Origin of the sequence: Microbacterium sp. ZOR0019 (genome assembly GCF_000800925.1) — a bacterium.
Classification (GTDB): Bacteria; Actinomycetota; Actinomycetes; order Actinomycetales; family Microbacteriaceae; genus Microbacterium; species Microbacterium aurugineum.
Genome location: NZ_JRKC01000035.1, coordinates 1 through 25952 on the forward strand (window position 1 = coordinate 1; position 25952 = coordinate 25952).

The window sequence follows — 25952 nt, forward strand, 5'->3', positions numbered from 1 at the left end:
CGCGCTCGCGGGCGCGGCGGTCGGGGGTGCGGGCGGCGCGGCGATCGGCGCGTCGATGGCCGGCAACCCTCGCGACGGCTTCGCAGACGACCCGGATCCGTTCGCGGCCCTCACTCCGCGCAGTGAGCCGGGGTTCGATCACCTCGTCGTCGTGATGGGTGAGAACCGCTCCTTCGACAACCTGCTCGGATACCTGTACTCCCGCGAGAATCTGCCGGCGGGCGAAACGTTCGAGGGCCTGGACTTCGGCGCGTACAGCAACACCTCCTCCGACGGCACGGTCGTCGACGCGCACGTGTACGAGGGCGACACCGACCGGATCATGAGCCTTCCCGACCCGGACCCCGGCGAGGAGTACCCGCACGTCAACACGCAGATCTTCGGCACCGTGGTTCCCGCGAGCAACGCCAGACTCTTCGTCGACGAGATGACCGCGCCCTTCAACGCCCCGACGCACGGCGAGAAGCCCACGATGTCAGGGTTCCTGGAGGACTACATCATCAACTTCCGGCGATTGCGCAAGGGAGTCGACCCGAAGCCCGACGAGGCCAGGCACATCATGGGTTCCTTCTCTCCGGAGATGCTCCCGGTGCTGTCGACGCTCGCCTCGGAGTTCGCCGTGTTCGACCACTGGTACGCCGGGGTCCCGTCGCAGACCTTCTGCAACCGTTCCTTCTTCCACGCCTCGACGTCACACGGCTTCGTGACCAACCAGGCCGGCGGCGGATACAAGAAGTGGCTCGATGCTCCGGCAGCCCCGACGGTGTTCAATCGGCTCGAAGACGAGAAGGTGAGCTGGAAGATCTACATCGACAAGCTCCAGCTCGTGTCGTTCACCGGGATGCTGCATGCCCAGGTGCTCGAGAAGTACTGGCGCACCGAGCACTTCGGCACCATGGAGGACTTCTACGCCGAGGCGAAGGACGGGAAGCTCCCCGCCTACGCGTTCATCGAGCCCCGCATGGTCTACGACCACAACGACTTCCATCCGCCGTTCGGCCGCCCCCGCGAGGGGGAGGTCGAGGGTGAAGCCGTCTTTGACAGCGCGATCTCGGACGTGCGCGCCGGAGACCGACTCATCCATGACATCTACGAGGCCGTGCGCACGAGTGCGTCCGCGACGGGTTCGAACGCGGTCAACACCCTGCTGCTCATCACCTTCGACGAGCACGGCGGCTGCTACGACCACGTGCCCCCGCCCGCCGCCACCACGCCGACGCCCGACACCGAGGCCGGCGAGATGGGCTTCACGTTCGACCGGCTCGGATGCCGCGTCCCGGCGATCGCGGTCTCGGCGTACACGAAGCGCGGCTCGATCATCCACGACGAGATGCACCACGGCTCGGTCATCGCCACGCTCTCCCGTCTGCACGGTTTGAAGCCGCTCAACGATCGCGACCAGTCCGCCAACACCCTGCTGAACGTCGTCAACCTCGACAAGCCCCGCCACCCGGCCGACTGGCCCGTGACGACCCCCGCGTACACGCCTCCGAACCCCGAGGAGGCGGCGCCGCGACCCGGTGAGAAGGATCAGCTGAGGCCGTTGACCCCGCCAGCTCGCGGGCTTCTCGGGCTGCTGATCGCGCGCTACGGCAAGCCGGGAGAGCCCGAGCCGGAGACGTTCGCGGATGCGTACAGGCTGCTCCACGAGCACGGCGAGGAGCTGTTCGGTCCGCCCCGGGGCGGCTGACGGAGGCTGCGCCCGGTTCGGGGCGGTACGGATGAATGAAGAGTCAGCTGAGAGTCGGTTCGCGGGACGCGCGACGCGCGCACCGGGCTCTGGCGAAGTCGCCGAGAGGTCCCAGAGCGAAGATCGGCCCCACGCCGGAAGCTCCACCGTGGGGCCGATCTTCGAGCGCGACAGGTACTAGACGCGGGTCTTGCTCAGGTCGACCCGCTTGCCGGTGACCTGCATCCCGATCTGGATGAGCGCCTTCGTTCCGTTGCGCTCAGGCATGCAGAACTTGGTAGTCGAGTTCCACGGGATCCAGCACAGCTTGGCGTAGTAGTCGCCTGTATAGAAGTTGCGCACAGTGTCCCATGTCCCGTTGGTAACACCCAAGGTGAATTGGTAGTGCACGTTCCCGGGCGGGTTGTCGTGCCAGCACGGCTTGCCGGATGCGCACCCGGTAGACCAGGAACGTGCGGAGGGTCCAGAAGGGGTCAGTGCCTCGAGCGTCGCTTCGAGCTCTGCCTCGGTTATGACCTCGACGTCTGTGACGTCGCCCGAGTACGGGTCGACGGTGACGATCTTGGGGGAGCCGGAGCGCAGCGCTTCGATCTCATCCTGCGTCAGTTGGTCCAGATCCCCGACCACCGTTGACGTGAGGGAGTCGGGTGCGGGGGATATCTCCGCGGCCATGGCGGGTGCCCCTGTCAACATGAGGCACGTCACGAGCAGAAGCGCGCTGATCACTCCGAGCATGCCGGTCCGCGCGCTCACAGGGCACCCACCGCGAAGCTGGCACCGAACACAACGGCGGTGGCTACGAGCGCCCCCGTGATCACCGGAACGGCCTTCCCAGCCTTGGGACGCGTCCTCACGCCCCAGATGATCAGCGCAGCGAGCACGAGCACCCCTGCGATCGCGGTGAGGGCCGTGGACGTGTTGTAGGTGGCCGTCTCCTGCACCGTGGCAGGCCAGGGGATATCACCGTCCACGGTGCCGCCGAGGTAGCCGGCGGCAATGCCGACGATCGCTGCCAGCGCAGCGACTGCCCAAACAGTGCGGTTTCGCTTCGACGTCGGGAGGTTGCGTGGTTCATTCATCGTGAGCTCCATCACGGATTGCACTTCGTGATCGGGTTTCCCTGTACGGACCAGAGGACGTCCTTTCGCCAGGATTCCATGTTGTAGGTGGCGCCGCCTCCGAGCCAGCCGTACGCAACGTGGCAATAGAACTGGTTGATGATCGTGGATGTGACCTTCGACTTGTTGGTTCCCAGATCTGCCTTGAGATCAGCGAGATGCGACTCAAGCGTCGCGATGCCACGGTAGAACTCGCCCTCGGGGTTCATAATCAGGACCGATCCGTCGTCCTCCAGCGTCGCGGCCGCGGCATCCGGCAGCTCAAGGGGCATCCGGAACGCCGTGTCAGCGACCGGCTCGTTGATCACGATCGCGACAAGCGCGCTGCCGTCTTCCATGAGAATCGGTTCAGAAAGCACAGAGTCCGTCGACGCGGTCACGCCGAGGGACACGGTGCCTTCAGGGGTCGAAACGTGAGCACTCTCGCTGTCAACGCGTGCTGTCGCGTTGTCGCTTACGGTGACCTCGGAATCCATAACTACGGCCGATGCGATCTCATTCGGCGCCTGCGCCTGGAACACCGCTACAGCCTCACTCACGTCATCATCAGCGTCGGCCGCCAGCGCGGGGACCGCAGAAGCGAGCACAAGTCCAGAAATCAGGATGCTGGCGGCACCCATCGTTGTCGATCTCGACACAGTAGAAATACCGACGTATGCAGGCATGTTCACCGTAGAGGTCCCGCGAGCCACCTGTCTGTCCCCCAAATGGCCGTCGCTCGCGTGAGCCCGTGTGCGTGGTAGGTGAAATTGGGCGGATGATCTCAGCGATCCGGCGCTCGGCGAGGAGATCTGTGTCAACGGGTCTTCCTCGGGGGCTACCCCGTGAAGAATCGGCTCTGCGTGTTACTCGTCGGTCCGGACGCCGACCTTGCGACGATCCCGTGGCGGGTGGCGGTGGTGTCACGCAGTGGAGGAGGGACGCCCCAGCAGGCCGCGCAGGAGCATCCCCGGAACCGCGGCCTGATCCCGAGCGCGTCGCGACGCCTCCGCGGCTGTCGCGTCGAGAGCCCACTCATCCAAGCCGCGGAGCATGCCGAACGTCGCCGCGGCGAGCGCCGCCACGGGCACGTCATCGCGCACGGCTCCGGTGCGCACACCCACCTGCAGCACCTCGGCGACCCACGCGTGCACGGCATCGAGCAGAGTGGTCCTCGCGTCGACGCCTCCTGCTGCGGGCAGGTAGAAGATGCGCCCGAGCAGACCGAGAGCGGGATCGACCGCGGCCAGTCGGCCGAGATCCGTGAGCACTCCGTCGAGGCGCGGCCAGAAGTCATCGCCGGCGAACTGCGCGGGTTCCGGGGCGACCCAGTGCGCACGCACATCGGCGATCAGGGTCTCGACCACCGCGTCCAGCAGCTCCGCCTTGGAACCGACCGCGTGATAGAAGGAGCTCTTGCTGATGCCGGCCGCCTGGATGATGCGGTTCAGCGACGCGCGCTCATATCCGACCGAGGCGAACTCCGCCACCGTCGCCTCGATGAGTCGGTCGCGGTGATTCCCCGTGAGCGCTGCCATGCGTCCACCCTACTGGACCAGTCGGTCCAGTAGGCGTAGTGTGGGCATTGGACCAGGTGGTCCAGAGGAGGAACATGCTCACCGACACACCACTCGACTCCCAGATCGCCGCACAACACGACGATCGCCTGAGAGTGCTCATCGTCGGTGCCGGCATCGCCGGCATCACTCTCACGCAACTGCTGCGTCGCGACGGACTGCACCCGGTTCTCGTCGATCGGATGCCCGAGATGAACCACCCGGGCTACATGATCGCGCTCATGCCGACCGTCGACCAGGCTCTGGTCGATCTCGGCGTGCACGAGGACTACCTCGCCGCGGGCACACCCATGCAGCGCTATGCGTTCCGATCCCACCGCGGCAAGATGCTGCGCTCCGACTCGATGAGCGATCTGCTGCGCGTCTACGGCGACTACAACGGCATCTCGCGTGGCGCTCTGATCGAGGTTCTCACCGAGAGCGGGTGCCCGGTGACGTTCGGCACCACCGTGCAACAGGTGACCGATCGCACCGCGCTGTTCGTCGACCGTGACGGGGCGCCCGCCGGCGAAGGTCGGTTCGATCTGATCGTCGGTGCCGACGGCATGAACTCACGCATGCGCTCCGTGCTGGGTTCGGCCGCACCGCAGGTCGTCGAGACGGGATGGTCGGGCTGGGTGGGGTGGGCGGATGATCTCAGCGATCCGACGCTCGGCGAGGAGATCTGGGGCAATGGGTTCTTCCTCGGGGCCTACCCCGTGAAGAACCGGCTGGGTGTGTTCCTCGGCGGTCCGGACGCCGACCTTGCGGACGGTCCCGTCGCGTTCGCCGCATCCGTCCGCGAGCGGGTCGATTCCCTCGGCCCTCGCCTGGAGGCATCGCTGCGCGCGATCGAGACCGCACCGGATCCATACCTGTGGCGACTCGACGACGCCCGTGCTCCGCGATGGGTGCTACCCGGCGGCGTTCTGCTCGGGGACGCCGCCGCAGGGTTCCTGCCGACCGCGGGGATCGGGGCAGGAATGGCGATCGAGTCGGCCTGGATGCTGGGACGCATGCTCGCGCACGCCGACCGGCAAACACTGCCGGTACTGCTTGAGGCATGGGAGCGGGTCGAGCGCCCTCGCGTCGAGGCAGCGCAGTCGAACTCACGGATGCTCGCGCGGCTCATGTTCCGCCGCGGGCGTGTACTCGCGTGGCTGCGTGAGACCACGCTCCGGCGCCTGAGCGTGCGAGCCGTACTGGGCCCGATCGTCAAGCTCGTCGCCGGACGCCCCGACCCCGATGCCGTCGCCCGCCAGGCACTGGCATGAAGCGTGAAGCGCACTACGTCGTCGGCGTAGGCAGGCTGGCGTATGGTGGCCGTGGATTCACAAGTGTTAGGAGAGCAATGATCTATGCAATCGTGGGAATTGCCCTGCTTGCATTGGGCGGTATCGCTGGGAAGCTCAGCGCTAAAGCAGGTACTGTCCTCGCCGCGGTCCTTGTGCTGTCATGGCTTCTTGCCCTGGCATGGTTCTCCGTGTCGGGCGACCTCGATTCCATGGTGCAACCCCTCGCCGCTTGCCTCGTGGTCGGCCTCCTGGCCTTCCTGATCGGAGCGAATACCACTCGCCGCTGGCCGGCTCCGCGAGACAACAAGTAGTCGACCACCAGGGGGGCGAGATGATCACGACACTAGCCCGCGGGGAGCCGTAGCGCCTTCTCGGTGAAGTACCTCACCTCGCCCCGGCGGTCTCGACCCCGAACACCCACTTACCGGAGGGAGTTGCCCGGACGTCGATGACGGTGCCCCGTTCGCGGCCGACGGTCACATCGGTTCCCGCTGAGAAAATGGATTCGCTCATGGATGAGAGCTTGCCCCCGCAAGCTCTCATCCGCATCCCTCGCACGACGGACATCCGCCGCGAAGCCGACTGTCAGACCGGGTCGCCCTGCACCGGCCCGTCGGTGTTCGGCCTCCAGCCGAGCGCAGGCGCCACGTGCGTCGCGAAGGCTTCCAGCACGTGCAGGTTGTACTCCGGGCCGAGCTGGTTGGGGATCGTGAGCAGCAGGGTGTCGGCGGCCATCACGGCCTCGTCCTGCTTCAGCTGTGCGATGAGCACGTCCGGCTCGGCGGCATACGTCTTCCCGAAGGTCGAGCGGAATCCGTCGATCACACCGATCTGGTCGGCGTTCTCCTCGCTGCGCAGCCCGAAGTAGGCCCGATCCATGTCGGACACGAGCGGGAACACGCTGCGGCTCACGGAGACCCGCGGCCGCCCGGTGTGACCGGCTTCCTTGTAGGCCGAACGGAACAGCTCGATCTGCTCGCGCTGCAGTTCGTGGAAGGGCTGGCCCGTCGCTTCGGTCACGAGGGTCGAACTCATCATGTTGAGCCCCTTGCGACCCGTCTCCACGGCGGTCGGACGAGAGCCCGATCCCCACCAGATGTGGTCGCGGAGCGTCGGCGACTGCGGTTCGATCTGCAGATACCGACCCGCTCCCACCATCCTGGGGTCACCGGGGGCGAGACCCTCGCCGTCGATCGCCCGCAGGAAGAGGTCGAACTTCTCCCGCGCCAGCACGCTGCCGCGCTCCGTGTCCTCCTCGTCGACGTAGCCGAACGTCTCGTAGCCGCGAAGCGCGGTCTCGGGTGAACCTCGGCTCACTCCGAGCGCGATCCGTCCATCGGCGATCAGGTCGAGCGCTGCCGCTTCCTCGGCGAACTGGAACGGGTTCTCGTAGCGCATGTCGATCACACCGGTGCCGACCTCGATGCGCTTCGTGCGCGCCGCCATCGCGGAGAGCAGCGGCATGGGGGACGCGGCCTGGCGCGCCCAGTGGTGCACGCGCACCGAGGCGCCGTTCACCCCGATCTCGTCGGCGCCTTCGGCGATCTCGATCGTCTGCTTGAGCATGTCGCCCGCTGTGCGGGTCGCCGATCCGGGGACGTCGGCGTAGTGACCGAAAGAGAGGAATCCGAAAGCCTTCATGATCTATTCCAACGCATGTATTCGGGGTCTATTCCCCCGGCAGCAGGATGCCATCGAGGATCAGGGCACGGATGCGGGGTTCGAGGTCCGCCCACAGCTCGGCCAAAGGCACGTCGAACAGGTCCGCCAGCGCCGCCACGATCTGTCCCACGGTGAGTTCACCGTCACAGGCTCCGACGAGTCCGGCGAGCGCGGGGTCGACCGCGATGGTGCGGCTGAATCCTCCGCCCTGACGCAGCTCGATCACGCTCGGGTCGTCGTTGCCGGGCAGCAGGTGCCGCGCCTCGGTGACGTCGGCGGCGACCGTCAGAGTCGCCGGCATCCCCTGGGTGAGCACGTCGTGGGCGGCGAGCCCCGTAGCCAGTGCCGCACCGACGTTCGAGACATGCTGGCCGATCTTCTCGGTCCGTCGCAGCGGGTCCCCCGATGACCCCCGGCGCATCAGGACATACCCGAAGCCGATGGAGGTCACACCGCGGGCGGCGAAGTCATCGAGCCAGGCGGTGAGCAGCGGGGTGAACCCGGGATCGCGCGGGGTGGTGCCACCGTCACGGATCCACAGCTCGGCGTACCCGAGGGGCGAGAGCTCTTCGCGTTCGATCACCCACAGGTCGAGCTCGGCGGGTACCCATGCCTCCAGGCGGGCGAGGCCCCCGGCTCCCGCCTTGGACTCCCAGTTCCCCAGCAGCTGGACGATGCCGTTCTCCGTGAGGAATGTCGGGGCCGTGCGCACGAACTGCTCGACCAGCGCGTCTCCGACCAGTCCGCCGTCGCGGTATTCGTACGCGGGAACGCCGTCGACGCGCGGGGTGATCACGAACGGCGGATTCGAGACGATCAGGTCGAACGCCTCCCCGGCGACCGGCTCGAACATGCTCCCCCGGCGGAACTCGATGTTGGCGACTCCGTTGAGGTGCGCGTTGAGCTCGGCGAAGGCGAGGGCGCGCGCCGAGATGTCGGTCGCGATGACCCTGCCCGCCCGACGGGCGACCAGGAGCGCCTGGATACCGCACCCGGTCCCGAGGTCGAGCGCGCGGTCCACCTCGATCGGGACGATGGTCTCGGCGAGGGTGCGCGACGCGCCGCCGACACCGAGGACGTGATCGTCGGGCAGCGCTCCGTCGAGTGCCACCTCGTCGAGGTCGCTCGCGATCCACCACTCCCCGACGCCGTCCGCATCGACGAACGACTGCGGGCGCAGCAGTGCCGTGGGCGTCACAGAGTCGGCGTCGACGGTCGCGAGGCGGAGGGCGACGAGCCCATCCACCCCGAGGTGCGGGAGCGCGGCGGCCACGGGCTCCCGCGGCTGGGCCATCCCGAGCACGAAGAGGCGTCCGAGAGTGGCGAGCGCACCGGTGTCGTCGGCGATCGCGCGCAGGATCGGCTCCCTCATCCCTCGCGCCAGGGCATCGTCCGCCTCTTCTCCCCAGAGTCGCCGAAGCGGCTCGGAACGGAGGTCCGCAGCATCGAGATCCGCTGCGAGAGCGGCGCTGTGGAGCGGGTCGGGAACGGGTGCGAGGGTGTCGGACACGGCCGTCACTCTACGCGTCTTCAGGCTTCTCCTTCATATGGCCTCCTAGAATCAGGAGGTCAGTACTCACGGGCAGCTCTCTCCGGCGCTCGAGGAAGACCTCCATGACCGCGATCACCCCCGAAACCGGCCTCCGTGCGCGCCTGCATCGGCTCGCAGGCAGGGCCGCGGTTTTCGCGATCGCAGCGGGCACCTGTGCCCTGGGTGCGCCGGGCGCCGCTTTCGCCGCGGACCAGGCCCCGAAGGACGACGATCAGACCGTCGAGCTGCACGTCTCCGCCGGCATGCGCGGACTCATCGCTCCCGGGTCGTCGACCTCGGCGACGCTCACTCTCGACAATGGCACGGACACGAGGCTCAGCGGTGGACAGGTCGAGGTCGAGCTCAACCGCACGCCCCTGCCCGACGATGCGGCGGTGACGAGCTGGCTCGACGACGGTGAGGCTCCCGGCGAGTTCGCTGCGATCGGGGCCGACGACACCGAGCCGATCGATGCGGGTGCCTCCGCGACGACCACGATCTTCGTGCCCGAAGACACCCTCGGCGACCTCGCCCCCGGCGTGTACCCGCTGCGCGCGGAGCTCACCGGAGCGAAGACCGGCGAAGACGCGGCGGCCGAAGCGGACACGTCCGCGACGACCGTCCTGATCGTGGCGGACTCGCAGACCACGCAGATCGGCGTGATCGTTCCCCTCACGGCGACGCCGGAAGGCGGTGCGCTGCTGACCGCCGAAGAGCTCGCAGAACTCACCGCCGCCGACGGCGCGCTGACCGCCCAGCTCGACGGGATCGCGGGAACGACGGCCGTGATCGCGGTCGACCCGTCGATCCTCACGGCGATCCGGGTGCTCGGCACGGCCGCTCCTGACAGCGCACGGGAGTGGCTCACGCGGCTCGACGGGCTTCCGAACGCGCGGTTCGCCGTGCAGTTCGGGGATGCGGATGCCACGGCGCAGGCACAGGCGGGGTTGCCCGAGCTGCTCCAGCCGACGACGTTCGCCCCCTTCTTGAACGCCGCGGACTTCCCGCAGACGCCGGAGACGGTCTCCCCCACGGACCGCGCGGGTGCAACACCCGGCCCGACTCCCCGTCCCACGGACTCCACCGCGCTCCCGACGGATGAGGAGCTCACCGCGGTCGAGGGTGCGCTGCCGCGGATCCTCTGGCCGCACGATGCGCTGACCGAGACCGACTTGGCCGCGTTCACCGGGTACCTCGGAGAGGGGACGACCACGATCGTTCCCTCGTCGGCGGTCGGCGGACAGAGCGCTGCCCACGCGACCGCGTCGGGCCATGATCTCCTCGTCACCGATGCCACCACTTCCGAGGTGCTGTCAGAAGTGGCCGCCGAGGGTGACAGTGTCGACCGCCAGCGCCTGCTCGCCGAAGCGACGGCGCGGCTCCAGTTCGCTCAAGCCCGTTCCGCCGGCGCTCCCCTGCTCATCGGCTTGGACCGCGATGAGAATCGCCGCGCGGACGCTCTCCGCGACGCGATCTCCGCGGCGGACTCCCTCGGATTCGAGTTCTCCGCGCTCCGGGCGACGACACCCGTCGCGGCGACTCTGACCGCAGAACCCGACACCGCGCGCTCGGCCGCCGTGACGACGCTCCTGGCCGACGAGAGCAAGCTCACCGCCTTCTCGTCCATCCTCGAGGACCCGCAGGTGCTGCTGAGTCCGGAGCGCATCAGGATCCTCCGCACACTCGCCGTCGGGACCTCGGCGAACGCGTTCACGGAGGACCTCGCCGATCATCAGGCACAGACGCGGGCGACGCTGAACGCCGTGAACATCCCGCCGTCCAGCACCATCCAGCTGCTCGCGGCCAACGCCGACCTCCCGATCGCGGTCCGTAACGACCTGCCGTGGCCGGTGACCGTGCAGCTCTTCGTCTCGCCCACCGACCCCCGTCTCGACGTCAAACCCATGACCGAGACGGTCGTGCAGCCTAACTCGACGACGCGGGTGAAGGTTCCGGTGTCGGCACGGGTGGGCAGCGGCGAGGTCGATCTGCGCCTCAGCCTCTACAGCCCCACGGGTGTGCAGATCCAAGGGGATCAGACCGTCCGGGTCGCGGTCCGTGCCGAGTGGGAGACGATCGGCCTCGTGATCTTCGGAGGTCTCGCGGTCCTGCTGATCGCTCTCGGCGTGATCCGCACCATCCGCCGCAAGCGCCGCGAGACAGCGGAGGAAGACGAGGAAACCGTGGCCACGGAGCCCGAGGAGAAGCGTGACTAGTCTCGGACGCGCGAGCGCCATCATCGGAGCCGGCACCATGGTCTCCCGCGTCACGGGGCTGCTACGCAGCATCGTGCTGGTCGGCGTGATCGGCTCGGTCAACTCCGAAGCGGCTGACGCCTTCGCGGTCGCCAATCAGCTTCCCAACAGTGTCTTCTCACTGATCTCCGTGGGGATCCTCACCGCCGTGATCGTGCCGCAGATCGTCAAGGCTTCGGCTGACGCCGACGGCGGAAACGCGTACATCTCGAAGCTGTTCACCCTCGGGACGGTCGTCCTCGTGGTGATCGCGGGTGCGGCGACCGTCGCCTCACCCTGGCTCGTCTGGCTCTCTGCGGACGGAGATCCCGCACAGCTGGCCCTGGCGACCGCGTTCGCCTACTGGTGCATGCCCCAGATCCTCTTCTACGGCCTCTACGCTTTGCTCGGTGAGGCGCTGAACGCCCGCCGCATCTTCGGGCCGTTCACGTGGGCACCTGTGGTCAACAACGTGATCTCCATCATCGGATTCCTCCTGATCGCCGCTTTCTTCGGGGGGCCGCTGACGGACGTTCCCGACTGGACTCCGGAGATGATCGCCGCCCTGGGCGGGACGGCGACACTGGGGATCGTGGTTCAGGCCGGAGTCCTTCTCCTGTTCTGGCGGCGGACGGGACTCTCCTTGAAGCCCGACTTCCGCTGGCGCGGTGTAGGTCTCGGCGCCACCGGCCGCCTCGCGGGTTGGACTCTCCTCATGGCAATCGCGAGCCTCACCGCGGGAACCATCCAGGGACGCATCGCCTTCGCCGCTGCCGGCGACGGGGCGTCGGTGGCCACGATGCAGTATGCCTGGCTCATCTTCATGCTGCCGTACTCCATCATCGTGCTCTCGATCGGTACGCCGTATTTCACACAGATCAGCGAGCACGCCGCAGCGGGTCGAGATGATGAGGTCCGCGCGGACATCACGCGCAGCATCCGGACGCTCTTCCTCTTCATCGCTGTCGCCATGGCCGCGCTCATCGCGGCCATCATTCCCGCTTCTCGCGTCTTCACCGAGAACGCCGCCGATGCCGAAGCCGCCGCGCTCGTACTCCTCTGCTATCTGGTGAGTCTGCTCCCGCTCACCGTCCTCTTCATCGTGCAACGGACCTTCTACGCGTACGGCGACACACGCACGCCGTTCTGGTTCACCCTGTTTCAGAGCGTTCTCATCGTCATCACGGCTCTCGTCGCCCAAGGGCTCTACGTCGCCGACATCATCCCGGTCACGGCGTTGGCGGCCGCCATCGCGCTCGGTCAGTCTCTCGCGAGCACGATCCAGACAATCGTCGCCAGCTGGCTCCTGCACCGGAAGATCGGTGGACTACGAATCGGAACCTGGGTGACAGCCATCCTGCGGTTCGCGGTCGCGGCCATCCCCGCCGGGTTCGCGGGCTGGGGGGTGTTCCTCCTTCTCGGCGGCCCGAGCGGCTGGACCACGGACAACAAGATCTTCGGAGCCGTCGGCACTGCGATCATCGGCCTCGCCGTGGTCGTGGTCTACGTCGCCATCCTCGCCGCGATGCGGGCCCCGGAGCTCAAGGCTGCCGGTGGTCTGGTCCGCAGGTTCCTCCCCGGACGCTGAGCCACCCGCACTGGCGGGGGAATGCCTCGCGGTTACCATGGGTTGAAGCACTCGAAGGTCATTCGACTGCAGTTTCTAAGACGGAGAGCACATGCGTCAGGTCATCATCATCGGCTCCGGCCCCGCCGGATTCACGGCTGCCATCTACGCGGCCCGAGCGAACCTCAAGCCGCTGCTCATCGCGAGCTCGGTCGAAGTCGGCGGCGAGCTGATGAACACCACCGAAGTCGAGAACTATCCCGGGTTCCCCGAGGGCATCCAGGGCCCGGAGCTGATGGCGAAGTTCCAGGAGCAGGCGGAGAAGTTCGGCACCGAGGTCGTCTACGACGACGTCACCGAACTGCAGCTCGACGGACCCGTCAAGAAGGTCATCCTCGGCAGCGGTGTCGAGCACGAGGCGCAGTCCGTGATCTATGCGACGGGCTCGGCGTACCGCAAGCTCGGCATCGAGGGCGAAGAGCGCCTGTCCGGCTACGGCGTCTCCTGGTGCGCCACGTGCGACGGATTCTTCTTCCGCGAGAAGACGATCGCGGTCGTCGGCGGCGGCGACTCGGCGATGGAGGAGGCGACCTTCCTCACGCGTTTCGCGGAGAAGGTCTACGTCATCCACCGCAAGGACACGCTGCGTGCCTCGAAGATCATGCAGGAGCGCGCGTTCGCGAACGAGAAGATCGAGTTCGTGTGGAACAGCGAGGTCGCCGAAGTCCTCGGTGGCGACTCCGTCAGCGGCGTGCAGCTGCGCTCGACGGTCGACGGCACCCTGCGCGACCTGCCGATCGATGGCCTGTTCATCGCGATCGGTAACGACCCGCGCACCCACCTCGTGCACGACAAGCTCGAGTTGACGCCCGAGGGCACGATCTGGGTCGACGGCCGCTCGTCGAAGACCTCCGTGCCCGGTGTGTTCGCCGCGGGTGACGTCATCGACCCCACGTACCGTCAGGCCATCACCGCTGCCGGCACGGGCACGGTCGCGGCCCTCGACGCGGAGCACTTCCTCGCGGACCTCGAGGACGCATCCGTCGAGGTCCCGGCTGCGGAGGCCGCCGAGATCCTCACCGCCTCGGCATAGTCCGGGAACACTTTCCCCTCGTCGGCTGTTATAGCAGACGAACCTCGAATCAAGGAGATCTCTGATGAGTGCAAAGGCTACGAGCCAGGCGACCTGGGAGCAGGACGTTCTGCAGGCCGACGGTCCCGTGCTGGTGGACTTCTGGGCCGAGTGGTGTGGACCGTGTCGTATGGTCGCGCCGGTCCTGGACGCGATCCAGGCGGACAACCCCGACAAGATCACCATCCTCAAGCTCAACGTCGACGAGAACCCCCAGCTGGCCATGAAGTACCAGATCACGTCGATCCCCGCGATGAAGGTCTTCCAGGGCGGAGAGGTCAAGACGACCATCATCGGCGCCAAGCCGAAGCCCGCGCTCGAGAAGGACCTCGCCGCGTTCATCGGCTGACGTTCTGAGCCGAAAGGGCCGCACCTCCCGGGGAGGTGCGGCCCTTTCTCGTTTTCTGCATACTCAGGCCGTGTCAGTCGATGCGGTGCTCGGTCACGGCATCGAAGGTGAGCCGCAGGTTGTCAGCGATGCGGTCGTACTCGGCCTGCACGATCCGCGTGAACAAGAAGTCGAGCACCGTGAGCTGGGCGATGCGACTCGCCATCGCGCCGGAGCGGAACGTCGATTCCGAGACCGCTGTCAGCAACACCAGCGAGGAGGCCTGGGCGAGGGGCGAGCGGGGGTTGTTCGTGATGGCGATCGTGAGCGCACCGGCACGCGCCGCCGTCTCCACAGACTGCACGATCTCGAGCGTGCGCCCCGAGTGGGAGATGGCGATCGCGACGTCGCGATCGTCCAGGAGAGCCGCGCCCGTGAGCGCCAGGTGGAGATCGGTGCGCGCTTGCGCCCAGAACCCCCCTCGATGCAGCTTCTGTTCGAGATCCATCGCGGCGAGCCCGCTGGAGGCCGCGCCGTAGATGTCGATCCGCCGTGCCTCGCGGATCGCGGAGACGCAGCGCTCCAGTTCCTCGACGTCGATCTGTCGAGCCGTCTGCTCGATCGCCGCAGCCTCGGAGAACGCGACTTTGCGCACCGTCGTCGTCGCATCGTCGTCGCGGTCGACATCCGCTCCCGAGACGCGAAAGCGCTCGCGATCCGAAGCGCTGCGGGTCAGTTCCCCGGCGAGCGCGAGCCGCAACTCCGGGTAGCCGACGAATCCGATGCGCTGCGCGAATCGCGCGATGCTCGCCGGAGACGTGCCGCACGCGACGGCGAGCTGGGTGATGGAGGCATCGACGACCGACTGAGGGTGGGCAAGGACGTGATCGCTGATGCGGGCCTCCGTCGCCGTCAGGCCCGATCGTCGCTGGTGGATGGCTGTCACGACGCTGTTCGGCATCCCCTCATGATGTCAGGACTGTTTCGTGTTAAAAACATTTTTTCGACGATGCTTGCGCTTGTGAAAATTATTGTCCAGAGTGGCTAGTGCGCGTCGGGCTTGTGCACGATCCGCCGAACGACAGAGGTGTCCACCGCGCCCCCGCCACACGGGCACATCCAGGTCTCCTCTGTTCCCAGCAGGGGGAGTCGCCATCGCGAGCGGCTCTCACACCATTCGAGAGGAACCTCATGCGACACAAATCGACGCGCTATGCGCTCACCGCCGCCGTTCTCGCCTCGGGCCTCGCCGTGGCCGGCTGTGCTCCGGCATCCTCCGGCGCGGACGGCGGGGGCGAAGATGTCACGCTCAAGATCTGGTCCTGGCAGGCATCGTCCTCTCCCAAGTGGGAGGCCGTGTTCGACGTCTACGAGAAGTCGCACCCTGGAGTGACGGTGGAGTTCGAAGGCTTCCAGCCCACCGAGTACAACCAGATCCTGGCCACCGGTCTCGAAGGCCGCGACGGTCCCGACATCGCCATGCTCCGCGCCTACGGCGGTGTGCAGCCCGCGATCCAGTCCGAGCAGATCGTGCCCATCGACGACATCGTCGACGGGCTGGATCAGTTCGATCCGACGGTCCTGCGCGCCGCCCAGGGCAAGGACGACGGAAAGACCTACGGCGTCCCCTTCGCGTACCAGACGATGCAGATGTTCTACAACAAGACACTGTTCGACGAGAAGGGTCTCGAGGAGCCGACCGACTGGGACGAGTTCATCGACCTTCAGGAGACGCTCCTCGACGAGGGCATCACCCCTATGGCTCTCGGAGCCCGGGAGGACTGGGTGCTGCCGATGTTTCACGACATCGTCGGCTCTGCCCGCTACGGGGGAGCGGACTTCGAGGAGAAGGTGCTCAGCGGAGAGGCCGACTTCACCGACCCCGCCTACGTGTCTTCGCTGCAGATCGTCAAGGACATGCAGAAGTACCTCGACAAGAATGTCAACGCGATCGCGGTCGCCGATGCAGTGCTGCAGTTCACCTCGGGTCAGGCGGCGCAGTGGCCCGGTGGTTCCTTCGACCTGCCGACCTTCCAGAACTCGGCGCCCGACACCGAGTGGGGCGTCTACGAAGTCCCGCCGGCACCGGACAGCGCGCTCGATCACGCCGTGACGCCCGGCTACGCGGACGGAAGCTTCGGGATCAACGCCTCCAGCAACAACCAGGAGGCGGCGACGGAGTTGCTCAACTGGATGACCACCGAGGAGTTCGGTCAGCTCGTCGCCGACGAGGTCGACCAGTTCTCGGCGCTTCCGGGGGTCACCTACTCCGACCCGCTCATGCAGGAGATGAACGAGCAGTACACGGCCAACCCGGCCCCGTACCTGCTCCTCGTCGACTTCCGCTACGGCGACCCCACCGGAACGGCGGTGCTCGGACCGGACATCCAGGCGATGTTCCTCGGAGAGAAGACGCCCGAGCAGCTCGGTAGTGACCTGCAGTCCGGCGTCTCCACCTGGTTCACGCCCGCTTCCTGATCCCCACGTGGTGGGGGTGCCACTCCGGCACCCCCACCACAGAGCGAAGGACACTCCCATGGCTCTGACCCTCTCCCTCCGGCGCCGGAAGACTACGCGCCGCCCCCGCACGGGCATCGCACTGACCACTCCCACCGCGGCGCTGTTCGTACTCCCTGCCGCCGTGTTGTTCGCGGTGCTGATCCTGTATCCGATGCTCGCCGCCCTCAGCTACTCCTTCTTCGACTGGCAGGGAACCCGGCAGGGCGGCTTCGCGGGAGTCGGCAACTACATCACGCTCCTCACGACGGAGCCCTACGCTTCTGAGCTGTGGAACGCGTTCGGCCACAATCTGCTGCTGTTCGGCGGCGCCCTCGTGTTCCAGAACTCCCTTGGCCTCGGCATCGCGACGCTGCTGCACCGGCGCAAACGCACCAAGCGGTTCTTCCAGACGATCTTCGCTCTGCCCTACCTGGTCAGCCCCATGGTCATCGGCTACCTGTGGTCGCTCATGCTGTCGCCACTATTCGGGCCGGTGAACGCCATCCTCCGGGGCGTGGGACTCGAAAGCCTCGCCCTGCCGTGGCTCGGTGATCCCCAGCTGGCGATCTGGGTCATCGTGCTCGTGAGCGCCTGGCAGTGGATCGGTTTCCCGATCCTGCTCTACGGTGCAGCGCTGGGCGGCATTCCGGAGGAGATCGAAGAGGCGGCGTCTCTCGACGGCGCCACCGCCGGCAAGCGCTTCCGCTACATCACCCTGCCGATGCTGACTCCGACGATCGGCATCATCACCGTGCTCACCTTCATCGGGAGCATGGAAGCGATGGCGATCCCGTTCGCCCTGGCCGGATCGAATGGCGCGCCGGCGGGATCCACCGATGTGATGATGCTGCTCTTCTACCGCACGGCCTTCGAGTCGGGGAATCCGAACTCGATCGGCGTCTCCTCCGCGCTCGCCACCGTCCTGTTCATCTTCATCATGGTCATCTCGGTCGTGATCACCTCGACCATGCGTCGCGCCGAACGAAAGCTGTTCTGATGAGCACTGTCCTCGATACCCGCCCCGAGCCCACCACCGAGGCGATCGTCTCCGGCCGTCCCACAGCTCCACGCCGTCGGTCGCAACGCACCTCCGACACCCCTTTCATCGGGAGACTGTTCGCGAACGTCTTCCTGTGGGGCTATGCGCTGATCGCCATCGGTCCGCTGCTGCTGATGGTCAACAACTCGCTGCGCACACAGCAGCAGATCGCGACCGAGCCGCTCGGACTCCCGGTTCCTCCGACGTTCACGAGTTTCCAGAGCGCGTGGATCACGGCGTCCTTCGACACCTACTTCGTCAACTCGATCACCGTCACCGTGGGCTCTGTCATCGTGACCACCGTCGTCTCCGTGCTCGCGGCCTACGCGTTCGCGCGAGCCCGCGCGAAGTTCTTCCGGGGCATCGAGGCGGTGTTCCTGTCGGGGCTGATGCTTCCGGTGCACCTCGCGATCCTGCCGCTGTTCTACCTCCTCGATTCACTCAGGATGACCAGCAACGTCTTCAGCCTGATCCTGGTCTACGGAGCTCTCGGCATCCCGTTCACGACGTTCGTCCTCACGGTGTTCTTCCGCGCGCTGCCGATCGAGCTCGAGGAAGCGGCTCGTATCGACGGTGCGGGTCCGTTCCGGACCTTTGTGCAGATTCTGCTTCCGCTCGTCCGGCCCGCTCTCGCCACGGTCATCGTCTTCCGCTTCGTGCCGGTGTGGAACGACTTCTTCTACCCGCTGATCCTTCTGCGCGACCGCGACTCGTACACCCTGCCCGTGGGGCTCACACGATTCTTCGGCGAGTACTCGACGGACTGGCCGCAGCTCTTCGCCGGCCTGACGATCGCGACGATCCCGCTGGTGGTGCTGTTCTTGCTGGCCACGAAGCAGATCATCAGCGGTCTCACTTCGGGCATGAGCAAGTGATCCCTCGATGGTGAACGGTGCCCCGGGTTCCGCCTGGGCCGCACTGCGGAGCATGGCGGGCGTCGATACGCTCGAGCTTCTCGGCACGCTGTCCGCCGACGATCCGACGCCCGTCAGCGAGGAGAGCCTGTTCGACCTCGCCTCGCTCACCAAGGTGTTCACCGCTGTCGCCGCATTGCGTCTGGTCGATGCCGGGCTCATCGCGCTCGACGAGCCGTGCGCCGCTGTGCTGTCGATCGGTTCCGGTCCGGGCTCCGGAGCGATCACGCTCCGACACCTGCTCCTGCACACCTCCGGACTACCTGCGGAAGGCGGGATGTGGCGCTCGGGACTGCGTGGCGCAGCGCTCCAGCGTGCGATCGTGGCAGCAGATCTCGTGAGCGCACCTGATACCGAGCACCGATACTCGGACGTGGGATTCATCGCCGTCGGCACGCTTCTCGAACGTGTATCGGGCCGCCCGCTCGCACAGCTCATCGCCGAAGTCGCGGCGCTGCTCGGCGCCGACACTCTCACGTGGAGTCCGGATCCTCGCCATAGTGTCGCCACCGAGATCCAGCCGCACCGTGGTCTCGTCCGCGCCGAGGTGCACGATGAGCTCGCCTCAGCGCTCGGTCGGCCCGCGGGGCACGCCGGGCTGTTCGGCACCGTGCACGACGTCGCCGCGCTGGCGCGCATGATCCGTGACGACGGCGGCGGCCCGCGCCGACGTGTGCTCTCCGCCGCGTCCGCCCGGATGCTCACGGTTCCCGCGCCCGCGGTCCGGGCCGACGGGTTCGAGCAGGCGCTGGGATTGCGTGTGCGCCAGCGGTCGTGGATGGGTGACGGCGAAGCGGTCGGTCATACCGGATTCACCGGGACGGCATTCGCCGTGAATCCGCGCACGGGGGACTTCGGCGTACTGCTCCTCAACCGTGTGCATCCCACGCGGGAGGACGCCGACGTCACCGGCGTACGGAGGGAGTACTTCGCCTTCCTCTCCCCCGACAAGGCTTCCGATCCCCTGGATGGCGACCCTCAGCGCGGATAGAGCAGAACGGCGTCACCGTAGAACTCGTCGACGCGTTGGGGCGCGCTGTGGAGACGGTCGAATGAGCGCTCCCCGTTGATCGCCTCGCGAAGCGAGGACGAGCCCCAGAGTCGGTCTAGCGCATAGCCGACGTCTCCGGGGTCCAGTCGTTCGCCGGCATTCAGGCTGCGCACGTGTTCTGGAGCGGCGGCCCGGGCGCACTGGAGAATGGCGAGTGCAGTCCCCACAGGGTCATAGGCGCGGTAATCGGCGATGTGCAGCTGAATGCCGCGCGCGGTTTCACCTGCGTGCTTGTGGAACGTGGGCTGGAACGCGATCTCGCGGATCTGCACGCCGGGGAGGTCCCGTTCTCGAAGCGCTGCTGCGAACTCGGCGGAGAGGAAGGGCGCCCCGATCGTCTCGAACGGGCGCGTTGTGCCCCGTCCTTCGCTCAGGGTCGTCCCCTCCACCAGTCCCGTGCCGGCGAAGGCATAGACGGAATCGAGAGTGGGGATGTTCGGCGAAGGCGGTACCCAGGCCAAACCCGTCTCCGTCCAGTCAGCGGCGGGGTTCCAGTTCTCCAGAGTGATCACGCGCAGGTCGATGCTCAACCCCTCCTCCGCGAGGTCTCGGACCGCGAACAGACGTGCGAGCTCACCTGCTGTCAGGCCGTGTCGCTGGTGGATGTCGCTGCGTCCGACGAAGCTCGTGAACCGGGGTTCGCTCACACCGGGGCCGCTGAGCACCGCACCGCCGAGAGGATTGGGGCGGTCGAGGACGGTGAAGGGGAGCCCGAGGCGCGCCGCACTGCGCATGGCGTCGAACATGGTCCAGATGTAGGTGTAGAAGCGCACCCCGATGTCCTGCATGTCGAAGACGAGCGCATCGACGCCGGACTCGAGGATCATCTCGTCGAGACGGTCTCCCTCGGCCAGATAGGTGTCGCTGAAGGGAAGCCCTGAGTGTGCGTCTCGCTCGATGGATGTGCTCTCCCCCGCTTGGACGGAGCCGTCCAAGCCGTGTTCAGGACCGAACAGATGATGCAATCGGGCGCCGGCGGCCACGAGTGCATCGATGTTCCTGGACAGGTCGGGCATCGTGCCGGTGAAGTTCGTGAGCAGACCGACGCGTGCACCGATGAGAAGGTGCGGATCTGCAGCCGCGCGTTCCGCGCCGGTGCGTGTGCGTGACGCCATGACGAACTCCCTTGTCTCATGAACGCGGAAGAACCTGGGTCGGATTGTGGGCCAGCCGCATTGCTGTCACCTTTTTACCAGTGTTCCATGATTTATGAAAATCATGTTCACGAAACGGGTGCGCGAAACCCGCTTACCAGGTTGCCGTGCTCAGGAAGCGTCGGCGACGGTGGGGTCCCAGCGACGGTGGCGCTGGGTCTCGTCCAGCAGGCCCCACACGGCAGAGGTCAGTTCGGGGTACTCCAGGGCGATCTGCCGCAGCACCCGATAGTGCCGGGCGGCATTGGGTCGCACGCCGTCGTTCGCGTTGATGTTGTCGGCCCGGAGGAGGTACACGACGAGCTCGTCGATGCTCGGCAGTTCTTCCATGAACTCCCAGGGGTCTTCACCACCGAGAAGACGTTCCTGGATGAGCACCGCGAGTTCGTCAGCCGCTTCGGCGCGCAGCACTTCCAGGCTGGCGCGGCGCTGTACGGACTCGGACATACGTCAAGCCTACGTCTCCCGTACGGCCTTCCGGCGCCGTACGGTCAGTTCATCGCTCATCTCCTCGAGCTCCTTGCCCTTCGTCTCCGGCACCTTGAAGAACACGAAGAAGAACGAGAGGAGGGCGAAGAACGCATAGAACCCGTAGGCGAACGTGAGGCCGATCTCCGCAAACGCGGGGAACGTCGTCGAGATGAAGAAGTTGGCCACCCACTGGGCGGCGGCGGCGACGGCGAGAGCTCCCGCGCGGATCGAATTGGGGAAGATCTCGCCGAGGAGGACCCATACCAACGGACCCCAGCTCGCCCCGAAGAAGACCACGAAACCGTTCGCGCAGATCAAGGCGATGGTCGCCCAGGGATCGGGAAGGGTCGCCGTCCCCTGCGCATCGAGTGTCCCGAACGAGAACGCGAGCGCCATGAGTCCCAGCGTCACTGTCATACCCACCGAGCCGACGAGCAGCATGATGCGCCGGCCGACCCTGTCGACGAGCAGGATGGCGACGATGGTCACCACGATGTTCGTGACCGACGTGATCACCGACGTGAGCAATGCGCTGGATTCGTCGAAGCCGACCGACTGCCACAGGGTGGTCGAGTAGTAGAAGATCACGTTGATGCCCACGAACTGCTGGAACACCGAGAGCAGGATCCCCACCCAGACGATCGGCTTGAGGCCGAGACGGCTTCCGCGCAGGTCGCGCAGCGACTCCGAGCGTTCGGTGTCGATCGTGCCGGTGATCTCCGTGATCTTCGCATCGACGTCGATCGTCCCCGTGACGGTCTCCAGCACCTCTGCGGCACGCTTCAACTCGCCCTTGCGCACCAGGTAGCGCGGTGATTCCGGCAGACGCAGCGACATGATGCCGTAGACCAGCGCGGGGATGGCCTCGACGATGAACATCCAGCGCCACGCGGTGAGTCCCCACAGCGGCTGATCGGCGGCACCGGCGAGGCCCGCGAGCAGAGCATCGGAGAGCAGCGCGGCGAAGATACCGGTCACGATCGCGAGTTGCTGCAGTGACCCCAGACGACCACGAATCGCGGCCGGCGATACCTCGGCGATGTAGGCCGGGGCGATGACGGATGCCGCACCCACCCCGAGTCCGCCGATCACACGCCAGACGATCAGGTCGACGACACTGAACGCGAGCCCGGAACCGATCGCGGAGACGAAGAACAGCGTCGCAGCGCCCACCATCACCGGGATGCGTCCGTACTTGTTGGACACCGGTCCGGCGAACCATGCACCGACCGCACAGCCGATCAACGCCGACGACACCGCGAAGCCCTTGAGAGCCGTTCCGAGATCGAATCCCGAGACGTCACCCGCGAGCGCGTCGACGGCGCCGTTGATCACCGCGGTATCGAAACCGAACAGGAATCCGCCCAACGCCGCGGCGATACTGACCGCGATCACACGGCGTTGGACGCTTGCGGGACCCTCTGCTGCGGACATGACATTCCCCCCTCGTCGTCGAGATGACGCGAGTCTAAGGGACCGAAACGGCCCCGGGGATGTCATCGCGCCGAGCCGTAGCCGCTTTCGCCGAGCTCGTCGAGGATCCGATTGAGGTCCTGGATGGAAGCGAAATCAATCGTGACCTGGCCTTTACGAGCGCCGAGGGCGATCTTGACCCGGGTGTTCAGTCGGTCGCCGAGTTTGCCAGCCACCTCGTCGAGATACGCGCGGCGCGCCCCCGGGGTCGCCTTCGCCGACTTGCCGGCGGCCGGCTGCGCCTTCGCCGCCTCCTCCGTCGCGCGCACCGAAAGGTCTTCGTTCACGACCTTGTCGGCGAGGCGCTGCATCGACTCCGGAGTCTCGAGGCTGAGGATCGCGCGGGCATGTCCAGCCGTGAGCACTCCGGCTGCGACCCGCTGCTGCACGGGGACCGGCAGCTTGAGCAGACGGATGGTGTTGCTGATCTGCGGACGCGAGCGACCGATCCGTGTGGCGAGCTCTTCCTGGGTGATGCCGAAGTCATCGAGCAGCTGCTGGTATGCCGACGCTTCTTCCAGCGGATTCAGCTCGGAGCGGTGCAGGTTCTCCAGGAGGGCGTCGCGCAAAAGGTCTTCATCGGCGGTGTCGCGGACGATCGCGGGGATGACGTCGAGACCGGCCTCACGTGCGGCACGGGTACGCCGCTCCCCCATGATGAGCTCGTAGTCGCCTGTCGCGTTCTTGCGGACGACCACGGGCTGCAGCACACCGAACTCGCGGACGCTGTGCACGAGTTCCGCCAGGTCATCGGCATCGAAATGCGTACGCGGCTGTCGGGGGTTCGCGACGATCGAGTTCGGATCCACCTGGATCAGGTGGATTCCGGGCACCTCTTCGAGCTCAGGAGTCTCGGAATCCGGACCGATCGTCGCCTCCGTCTCCGCCGGTCGCAGACTGGATCCGGGGAAGAAGACGTCGACGGGACGCTCCGCCTGATCTGCGGTGGGGATCAGCGCCCCGATTCCCCGACCGAGCCCTGTGCGCTTCGCCATCATTTCTCCTTGCTCTGCGTCGCGATGCGCGACGCGATCTCGACGGCAGCTTCGCGGTACGCGATCGCGCCGGCGGACTGCCCATCGTAGGCGATCACCGTCTGGCCGAAACTCGGGGCCTCCGATACTCGGACGGACCGAGGGATCACCGTCTCCAGCACCTGATCCGGGAAGTGTGTACGCACTTCTTCCGCGACCTGCTGCGCGAGGCGCGTACGTCCGTCGAACATGGTCAGCAGGATCGTCGAGAGGTGAAGAGCCGGGTTCAGGTGCTTCTGGATCATCTGGATGCTCCCGAGGAGCTGGCTCAGACCCTCCAACGCGTAGTACTCGCATTGAATCGGGATGAAGACCTCGGATGCGGCCGTGAACGCATTGATGGTGAGCAGCCCGAGGGAAGGAGGGCAGTCGATGATGACGAAATCCATCGCGTTGTCGACGAGGTAGTCCTCCAGTGCTCGACGGAGGCGGTGCTCCCTCGCCACCTGGGCGACCAACTCGATCTCCGCGCCCGCCAAGTGGATGGTGCTGGGGGCGCAGAAGAGGTTGGGGTCTTCCGGGCTCGGCTGCACGATCTCCGCGAGAGGGAACTCGTCGATCAGGACGTCATAGACACTGGGGGTCTCGGCGCTATGGGGGACTCCCAGGGCAGTGGAGGCGTTTCCTTGCGGGTCGAGGTCGATGACCAGCACCTTCGCCCCCAGGCCAGCAAGCGCCGAGGCGATGTTCACTGCCGACGTGGTCTTGCCGACGCCCCCCTTCTGGTTGGAGACGGTCAGAACTCGGGTATCCCCCGCGAACTCCACCTTCGCTGCCTCAAGCGCGCGCCTCCGGGCAGAGAGGTCGGCGAGTTCCCGCGCGAGCGGTGTGTCCATCCCGAACGATTCGTTCGCCGATGTCTTCTCGGACTGTTTCACGTGAAACATCCACTCCTTTCGGGGCCGCGTTCCACTCTAATCGCACGGGGCGACGTTGGATGACGACCAGGCTCTCCCGCGCTCGTCACGGTTCTTCGGAGAAGGTCCCGACGGTCGTTTCACGTGAAACATCGCGCGTCGACACATCTATACGGGTGGCCCTCCCCAAAGGGCAATCTGCTCGACGATCCTCAGCTTCACCGCTTTCCGCGCACTGACCGTCACCCGCCCCGTTCGCGTCCACGTCGGATCGAACTCCGTCTTCTCACACCCACTCGGTCGGGCGCGCCGGCAGCGTCAGCATTCGGACAGTCGCACCAGTGAATGTTTCACGTGAAACGTTGTTCTGAACCGGGGATAGAGGGCCACCTACGGGCGAGCACCACGACGCCTACGAGGAGTGAGAGGTCAGCGTGCACGCGACCACGAGCGCACCGATGCGCCCCAGGGATGGCACACGACGAACACAGATGCCCCGGACGGCCTTCCCGAGCTGCACGGAAGCGCAGTCCCAACGATGGAGCGAGCGGCATACGCCTACATGCGACCAGCGGCAGAGGAAACGCACTCAGCTCGTCAGGCGCAGTTTCACGTGAAACATCCTTCCGCCCAGCCGGGGATACCGCACATGGGGACGACGGAAACCACAAGAAGGCGAGGGGGTCGTCATGCAGCAGAGAGCAATACGTGAAGCCCCGCATGAACTTCCCGAGGAACCACGCAAACCGGATCAGGCGTCCCCGACCACACGGAGGGAGGTATCGAAACGGTGCGTGCCGCCACGATCTCCTACTGTGCGGCGATACCGAGAATGTGGGGCCGCTCTGCCAGGCGCCGTTTCACGTGAAACATCATCAAACGGCACCACTCTGTGAGCTGAGCACCGACGACTCCTCGCAAGAATCACCGCAGTCTTCAGTGGCCAGGACCAGACCACGCCCGTACGCATGCGTCACGTTCCGTTCTCATCCCCGCCCCCAGACGGGCGCCGGCACCACAGCACCCCGGTCCGAGGGACGTGCGTCTCCGTTTCACGTGAAACATCATTGGAAAGCAAGCACTCCGTCGGTGTCGCCTCAGCGGCTCGAAACGCGACGACACCGGAGCATCCACGACGATGCACTGCGTGAAGCGGCTCGCGTGGTCCGCACCGACAGCTGAACGCGATACCCACACCGCCCTCCGCGACGCCACGTCGACGCCGACTCCTCAAGCGCCGATCGGTGCTCTCTCCGAGAGAGCCTCCACCGACACCAGAAGCCCCAAGGCTTCGTGCCGGCGAACTCCACCGCAGACAAAGGCGGGGTGTTTCACGTGAAACACCCCGCCTTGATGTCAGGAGGAACT

The 25952-nt window shown here is 66.4% G+C and carries 24 protein-coding genes; 11 read left to right on the top strand and 13 right to left on the bottom strand.

Features of this window, described 5'->3' with window-relative positions:
- The coding region (locus tag L978_RS08405; protein ID WP_047522302.1) for an alkaline phosphatase family protein at nucleotides 1–1690 on the top strand (1690 nt) is incomplete at its 5' end.
- Nucleotides 1691–1867: 177 nt separating this feature from the next.
- On the opposite strand, the gene L978_RS08410 is transcribed toward L978_RS08405, so the two are convergent.
- From L978_RS08410 to L978_RS08425, 4 genes are all read right to left on the bottom strand, one after another.
- The gene (locus L978_RS08410; protein WP_156118258.1) at nucleotides 1868–2443 is read right to left on the bottom strand and encodes a hypothetical protein; all 576 of its coding nucleotides are present in this window, start codon (nucleotides 2441–2443) and stop codon (nucleotides 1868–1870) included.
- Nucleotides 2440–2769 carry a hypothetical protein gene (locus L978_RS08415; RefSeq protein ID WP_156118259.1) on the bottom strand — a complete coding sequence of 110 codons (330 nt, stop codon included), beginning with the start codon at nucleotides 2767–2769 and terminating at the stop codon, nucleotides 2440–2442. The genes L978_RS08410 and L978_RS08415 overlap by 4 nt, the downstream gene beginning before the upstream one ends.
- Before the next feature lie 11 nt (nucleotides 2770–2780).
- Nucleotides 2781–3473, bottom strand: coding sequence for a hypothetical protein (locus L978_RS08420; protein ID WP_156118260.1), 693 nt, complete (start codon nucleotides 3471–3473; stop codon nucleotides 2781–2783).
- A gap of 237 nt (nucleotides 3474–3710) precedes the next feature.
- Nucleotides 3711–4325, bottom strand: coding sequence for a TetR/AcrR family transcriptional regulator (locus L978_RS08425; RefSeq protein WP_052193440.1), 615 nt, complete (start codon nucleotides 4323–4325; stop codon nucleotides 3711–3713).
- Nucleotides 4326–4399: 74 nt separating this feature from the next.
- On the opposite strand from L978_RS08425, the gene L978_RS08430 reads away from it, so the two are divergent.
- Nucleotides 4400–5617: an FAD-dependent oxidoreductase gene (locus L978_RS08430; RefSeq protein ID WP_047522309.1), complete on the top strand. Its 1218-nt coding sequence runs from the start codon at nucleotides 4400–4402 to the stop codon at nucleotides 5615–5617.
- Between the two features lie 77 nt (nucleotides 5618–5694).
- On the top strand, nucleotides 5695–5949 hold the full coding sequence (locus L978_RS08435) for a hypothetical protein (protein WP_047522311.1): 255 nt from the start codon (nucleotides 5695–5697) through the stop codon (nucleotides 5947–5949).
- 73 nt (nucleotides 5950–6022) lie between these two features.
- On the opposite strand, the gene L978_RS19220 is transcribed toward L978_RS08435, so the two are convergent.
- The 3 genes from L978_RS19220 to L978_RS08445 all read right to left on the bottom strand — a co-directional run bounded on the left by L978_RS19220 (nucleotide 6023) and on the right by L978_RS08445 (nucleotide 8819).
- On the bottom strand, nucleotides 6023–6151 hold the full coding sequence (locus L978_RS19220) for a hypothetical protein (protein WP_269429714.1): 129 nt from the start codon (nucleotides 6149–6151) through the stop codon (nucleotides 6023–6025).
- 72 nt (nucleotides 6152–6223) lie between these two features.
- Nucleotides 6224–7279: an LLM class flavin-dependent oxidoreductase gene (locus L978_RS08440; protein WP_047522313.1), complete on the bottom strand. Its 1056-nt coding sequence runs from the start codon at nucleotides 7277–7279 to the stop codon at nucleotides 6224–6226.
- Between the two features lie 28 nt (nucleotides 7280–7307).
- On the bottom strand, nucleotides 7308–8819 hold the full coding sequence (locus L978_RS08445; RefSeq protein ID WP_156118261.1) for a DUF7059 domain-containing protein: 1512 nt from the start codon (nucleotides 8817–8819) through the stop codon (nucleotides 7308–7310).
- 95 nt (nucleotides 8820–8914) lie between these two features.
- On the opposite strand from L978_RS08445, the gene L978_RS08450 reads away from it, so the two are divergent.
- The 4 genes from L978_RS08450 to trxA all read left to right on the top strand — a co-directional run bounded on the left by L978_RS08450 (nucleotide 8915) and on the right by trxA (nucleotide 14113).
- The gene (locus tag L978_RS08450; RefSeq protein WP_052193441.1) at nucleotides 8915–11047 is read left to right on the top strand and encodes a DUF6049 family protein; all 2133 of its coding nucleotides are present in this window, start codon (nucleotides 8915–8917) and stop codon (nucleotides 11045–11047) included.
- The gene (gene murJ / locus L978_RS08455; RefSeq protein WP_047522315.1) at nucleotides 11040–12653 is read left to right on the top strand and encodes a murein biosynthesis integral membrane protein MurJ; all 1614 of its coding nucleotides are present in this window, start codon (nucleotides 11040–11042) and stop codon (nucleotides 12651–12653) included. The genes L978_RS08450 and murJ overlap by 8 nt, the downstream gene beginning before the upstream one ends.
- Nucleotides 12654–12744: 91 nt before the next feature.
- Nucleotides 12745–13725: a thioredoxin-disulfide reductase gene (gene trxB / locus L978_RS08460; protein ID WP_047522317.1), complete on the top strand. Its 981-nt coding sequence runs from the start codon at nucleotides 12745–12747 to the stop codon at nucleotides 13723–13725.
- Between the two features lie 64 nt (nucleotides 13726–13789).
- Nucleotides 13790–14113: a thioredoxin gene (gene trxA / locus L978_RS08465; RefSeq protein ID WP_047522319.1), complete on the top strand. Its 324-nt coding sequence runs from the start codon at nucleotides 13790–13792 to the stop codon at nucleotides 14111–14113.
- Between the two features lie 73 nt (nucleotides 14114–14186).
- Here trxA and L978_RS08470 read toward each other — a convergent pair whose 3' ends face one another.
- Complete coding sequence (locus tag L978_RS08470) at nucleotides 14187–15053, bottom strand: MurR/RpiR family transcriptional regulator (RefSeq protein WP_047522321.1); 867 nt, start codon at nucleotides 15051–15053, stop codon at nucleotides 14187–14189.
- 230 nt (nucleotides 15054–15283) lie between these two features.
- Here L978_RS08470 and L978_RS08475 point away from each other — a divergent pair, with 230 nt between their 5' ends.
- From L978_RS08475 to L978_RS08490, 4 genes are read left to right on the top strand one after another with little or no spacing between them, the layout of a single operon-like run.
- On the top strand, nucleotides 15284–16570 hold the full coding sequence (locus L978_RS08475) for an ABC transporter substrate-binding protein (protein WP_047522323.1): 1287 nt from the start codon (nucleotides 15284–15286) through the stop codon (nucleotides 16568–16570).
- A 58-nt stretch (nucleotides 16571–16628) separates the two neighbouring features.
- The gene (locus L978_RS08480) at nucleotides 16629–17588 is read left to right on the top strand and encodes a carbohydrate ABC transporter permease (RefSeq protein ID WP_047522325.1); all 960 of its coding nucleotides are present in this window, start codon (nucleotides 16629–16631) and stop codon (nucleotides 17586–17588) included.
- The gene (locus tag L978_RS08485) at nucleotides 17588–18505 is read left to right on the top strand and encodes a carbohydrate ABC transporter permease (RefSeq protein ID WP_047522327.1); all 918 of its coding nucleotides are present in this window, start codon (nucleotides 17588–17590) and stop codon (nucleotides 18503–18505) included. Before L978_RS08480 ends, L978_RS08485 begins: the two co-directional genes overlap by 1 nt.
- A 7-nt stretch (nucleotides 18506–18512) precedes the next feature.
- On the top strand, nucleotides 18513–19535 hold the full coding sequence (locus L978_RS08490; protein ID WP_052193442.1) for a serine hydrolase domain-containing protein: 1023 nt from the start codon (nucleotides 18513–18515) through the stop codon (nucleotides 19533–19535).
- Here the strand turns inward: L978_RS08490 and L978_RS08495 are convergent.
- The 5 genes from L978_RS08495 to L978_RS08515 form a co-directional block, all read right to left on the bottom strand.
- A complete protein-coding gene (locus tag L978_RS08495; RefSeq protein WP_047522328.1) occupies nucleotides 19523–20710 on the bottom strand; it encodes an exo-beta-N-acetylmuramidase NamZ family protein in 1188 nt (395 codons plus the stop codon). The two genes, L978_RS08490 and L978_RS08495, sit on opposite strands and share 13 nt — an antisense overlap.
- A 150-nt stretch (nucleotides 20711–20860) precedes the next feature.
- A complete protein-coding gene (locus tag L978_RS08500; protein ID WP_047522330.1) occupies nucleotides 20861–21196 on the bottom strand; it encodes a hypothetical protein in 336 nt (111 codons plus the stop codon).
- A gap of 9 nt (nucleotides 21197–21205) precedes the next feature.
- On the bottom strand, nucleotides 21206–22654 hold the full coding sequence (locus tag L978_RS08505) for a sugar porter family MFS transporter (protein ID WP_081996971.1): 1449 nt from the start codon (nucleotides 22652–22654) through the stop codon (nucleotides 21206–21208).
- Between the two features lie 62 nt (nucleotides 22655–22716).
- Nucleotides 22717–23688 (bottom strand): ParB/RepB/Spo0J family partition protein, encoded by a 972-nt coding sequence (locus tag L978_RS08510; protein WP_081996972.1) that lies wholly within the window; start codon nucleotides 23686–23688, stop codon nucleotides 22717–22719.
- Nucleotides 23688–24614, bottom strand: a complete 927-nt coding sequence (locus L978_RS08515; protein ID WP_047522334.1) for a ParA family protein — start codon at nucleotides 24612–24614, stop codon at nucleotides 23688–23690. The genes L978_RS08510 and L978_RS08515 overlap by 1 nt, the downstream gene beginning before the upstream one ends.
- Between the last annotated feature and the right edge of the window lie 1338 nt (nucleotides 24615–25952).

Excerpts from the sequence above, each read along its gene's own strand:
- L978_RS08415 (WP_156118259.1), bottom strand. The coding sequence starts at position 2,769 with ATGAATGAACCACGCAACCTCCCGACGTCGAAGCGAAACCGCACTGTT.
- L978_RS08420 (WP_156118260.1), bottom strand. The coding sequence starts at position 3,473 with ATGCCTGCATACGTCGGTATTTCTACTGTGTCGAGATCGACAACGATG.
- L978_RS08425 (WP_052193440.1), bottom strand. The coding sequence starts at position 4,325 with ATGGCAGCGCTCACGGGGAATCACCGCGACCGACTCATCGAGGCGACG.
- L978_RS08430 (WP_047522309.1), top strand. The coding sequence starts at position 4,400 with ATGCTCACCGACACACCACTCGACTCCCAGATCGCCGCACAACACGAC.
- L978_RS08435 (WP_047522311.1), top strand. The coding sequence starts at position 5,695 with ATGATCTATGCAATCGTGGGAATTGCCCTGCTTGCATTGGGCGGTATC.
- L978_RS19220 (WP_269429714.1), bottom strand. The coding sequence starts at position 6,151 with ATGAGCGAATCCATTTTCTCAGCGGGAACCGATGTGACCGTCGGCCGC.
- L978_RS08440 (WP_047522313.1), bottom strand. The coding sequence starts at position 7,279 with ATGAAGGCTTTCGGATTCCTCTCTTTCGGTCACTACGCCGACGTCCCC.
- L978_RS08450 (WP_052193441.1), top strand. The coding sequence starts at position 8,915 with ATGACCGCGATCACCCCCGAAACCGGCCTCCGTGCGCGCCTGCATCGG.
- trxB (WP_047522317.1), top strand. The coding sequence starts at position 12,745 with ATGCGTCAGGTCATCATCATCGGCTCCGGCCCCGCCGGATTCACGGCT.
- trxA (WP_047522319.1), top strand. The coding sequence starts at position 13,790 with ATGAGTGCAAAGGCTACGAGCCAGGCGACCTGGGAGCAGGACGTTCTG.
- L978_RS08470 (WP_047522321.1), bottom strand. The coding sequence starts at position 15,053 with ATGCCGAACAGCGTCGTGACAGCCATCCACCAGCGACGATCGGGCCTG.
- L978_RS08475 (WP_047522323.1), top strand. The coding sequence starts at position 15,284 with ATGCGACACAAATCGACGCGCTATGCGCTCACCGCCGCCGTTCTCGCC.
- L978_RS08480 (WP_047522325.1), top strand. The coding sequence starts at position 16,629 with ATGGCTCTGACCCTCTCCCTCCGGCGCCGGAAGACTACGCGCCGCCCC.
- L978_RS08485 (WP_047522327.1), top strand. The coding sequence starts at position 17,588 with ATGAGCACTGTCCTCGATACCCGCCCCGAGCCCACCACCGAGGCGATC.
- L978_RS08490 (WP_052193442.1), top strand. The coding sequence starts at position 18,513 with ATGGTGAACGGTGCCCCGGGTTCCGCCTGGGCCGCACTGCGGAGCATG.
- L978_RS08495 (WP_047522328.1), bottom strand. The coding sequence starts at position 20,710 with ATGGCGTCACGCACACGCACCGGCGCGGAACGCGCGGCTGCAGATCCG.
- L978_RS08500 (WP_047522330.1), bottom strand. The coding sequence starts at position 21,196 with ATGTCCGAGTCCGTACAGCGCCGCGCCAGCCTGGAAGTGCTGCGCGCC.
- L978_RS08505 (WP_081996971.1), bottom strand. The coding sequence starts at position 22,654 with ATGTCCGCAGCAGAGGGTCCCGCAAGCGTCCAACGCCGTGTGATCGCG.
- L978_RS08510 (WP_081996972.1), bottom strand. The coding sequence starts at position 23,688 with ATGGCGAAGCGCACAGGGCTCGGTCGGGGAATCGGGGCGCTGATCCCC.
- L978_RS08515 (WP_047522334.1), bottom strand. The coding sequence starts at position 24,614 with ATGTTTCACGTGAAACAGTCCGAGAAGACATCGGCGAACGAATCGTTC.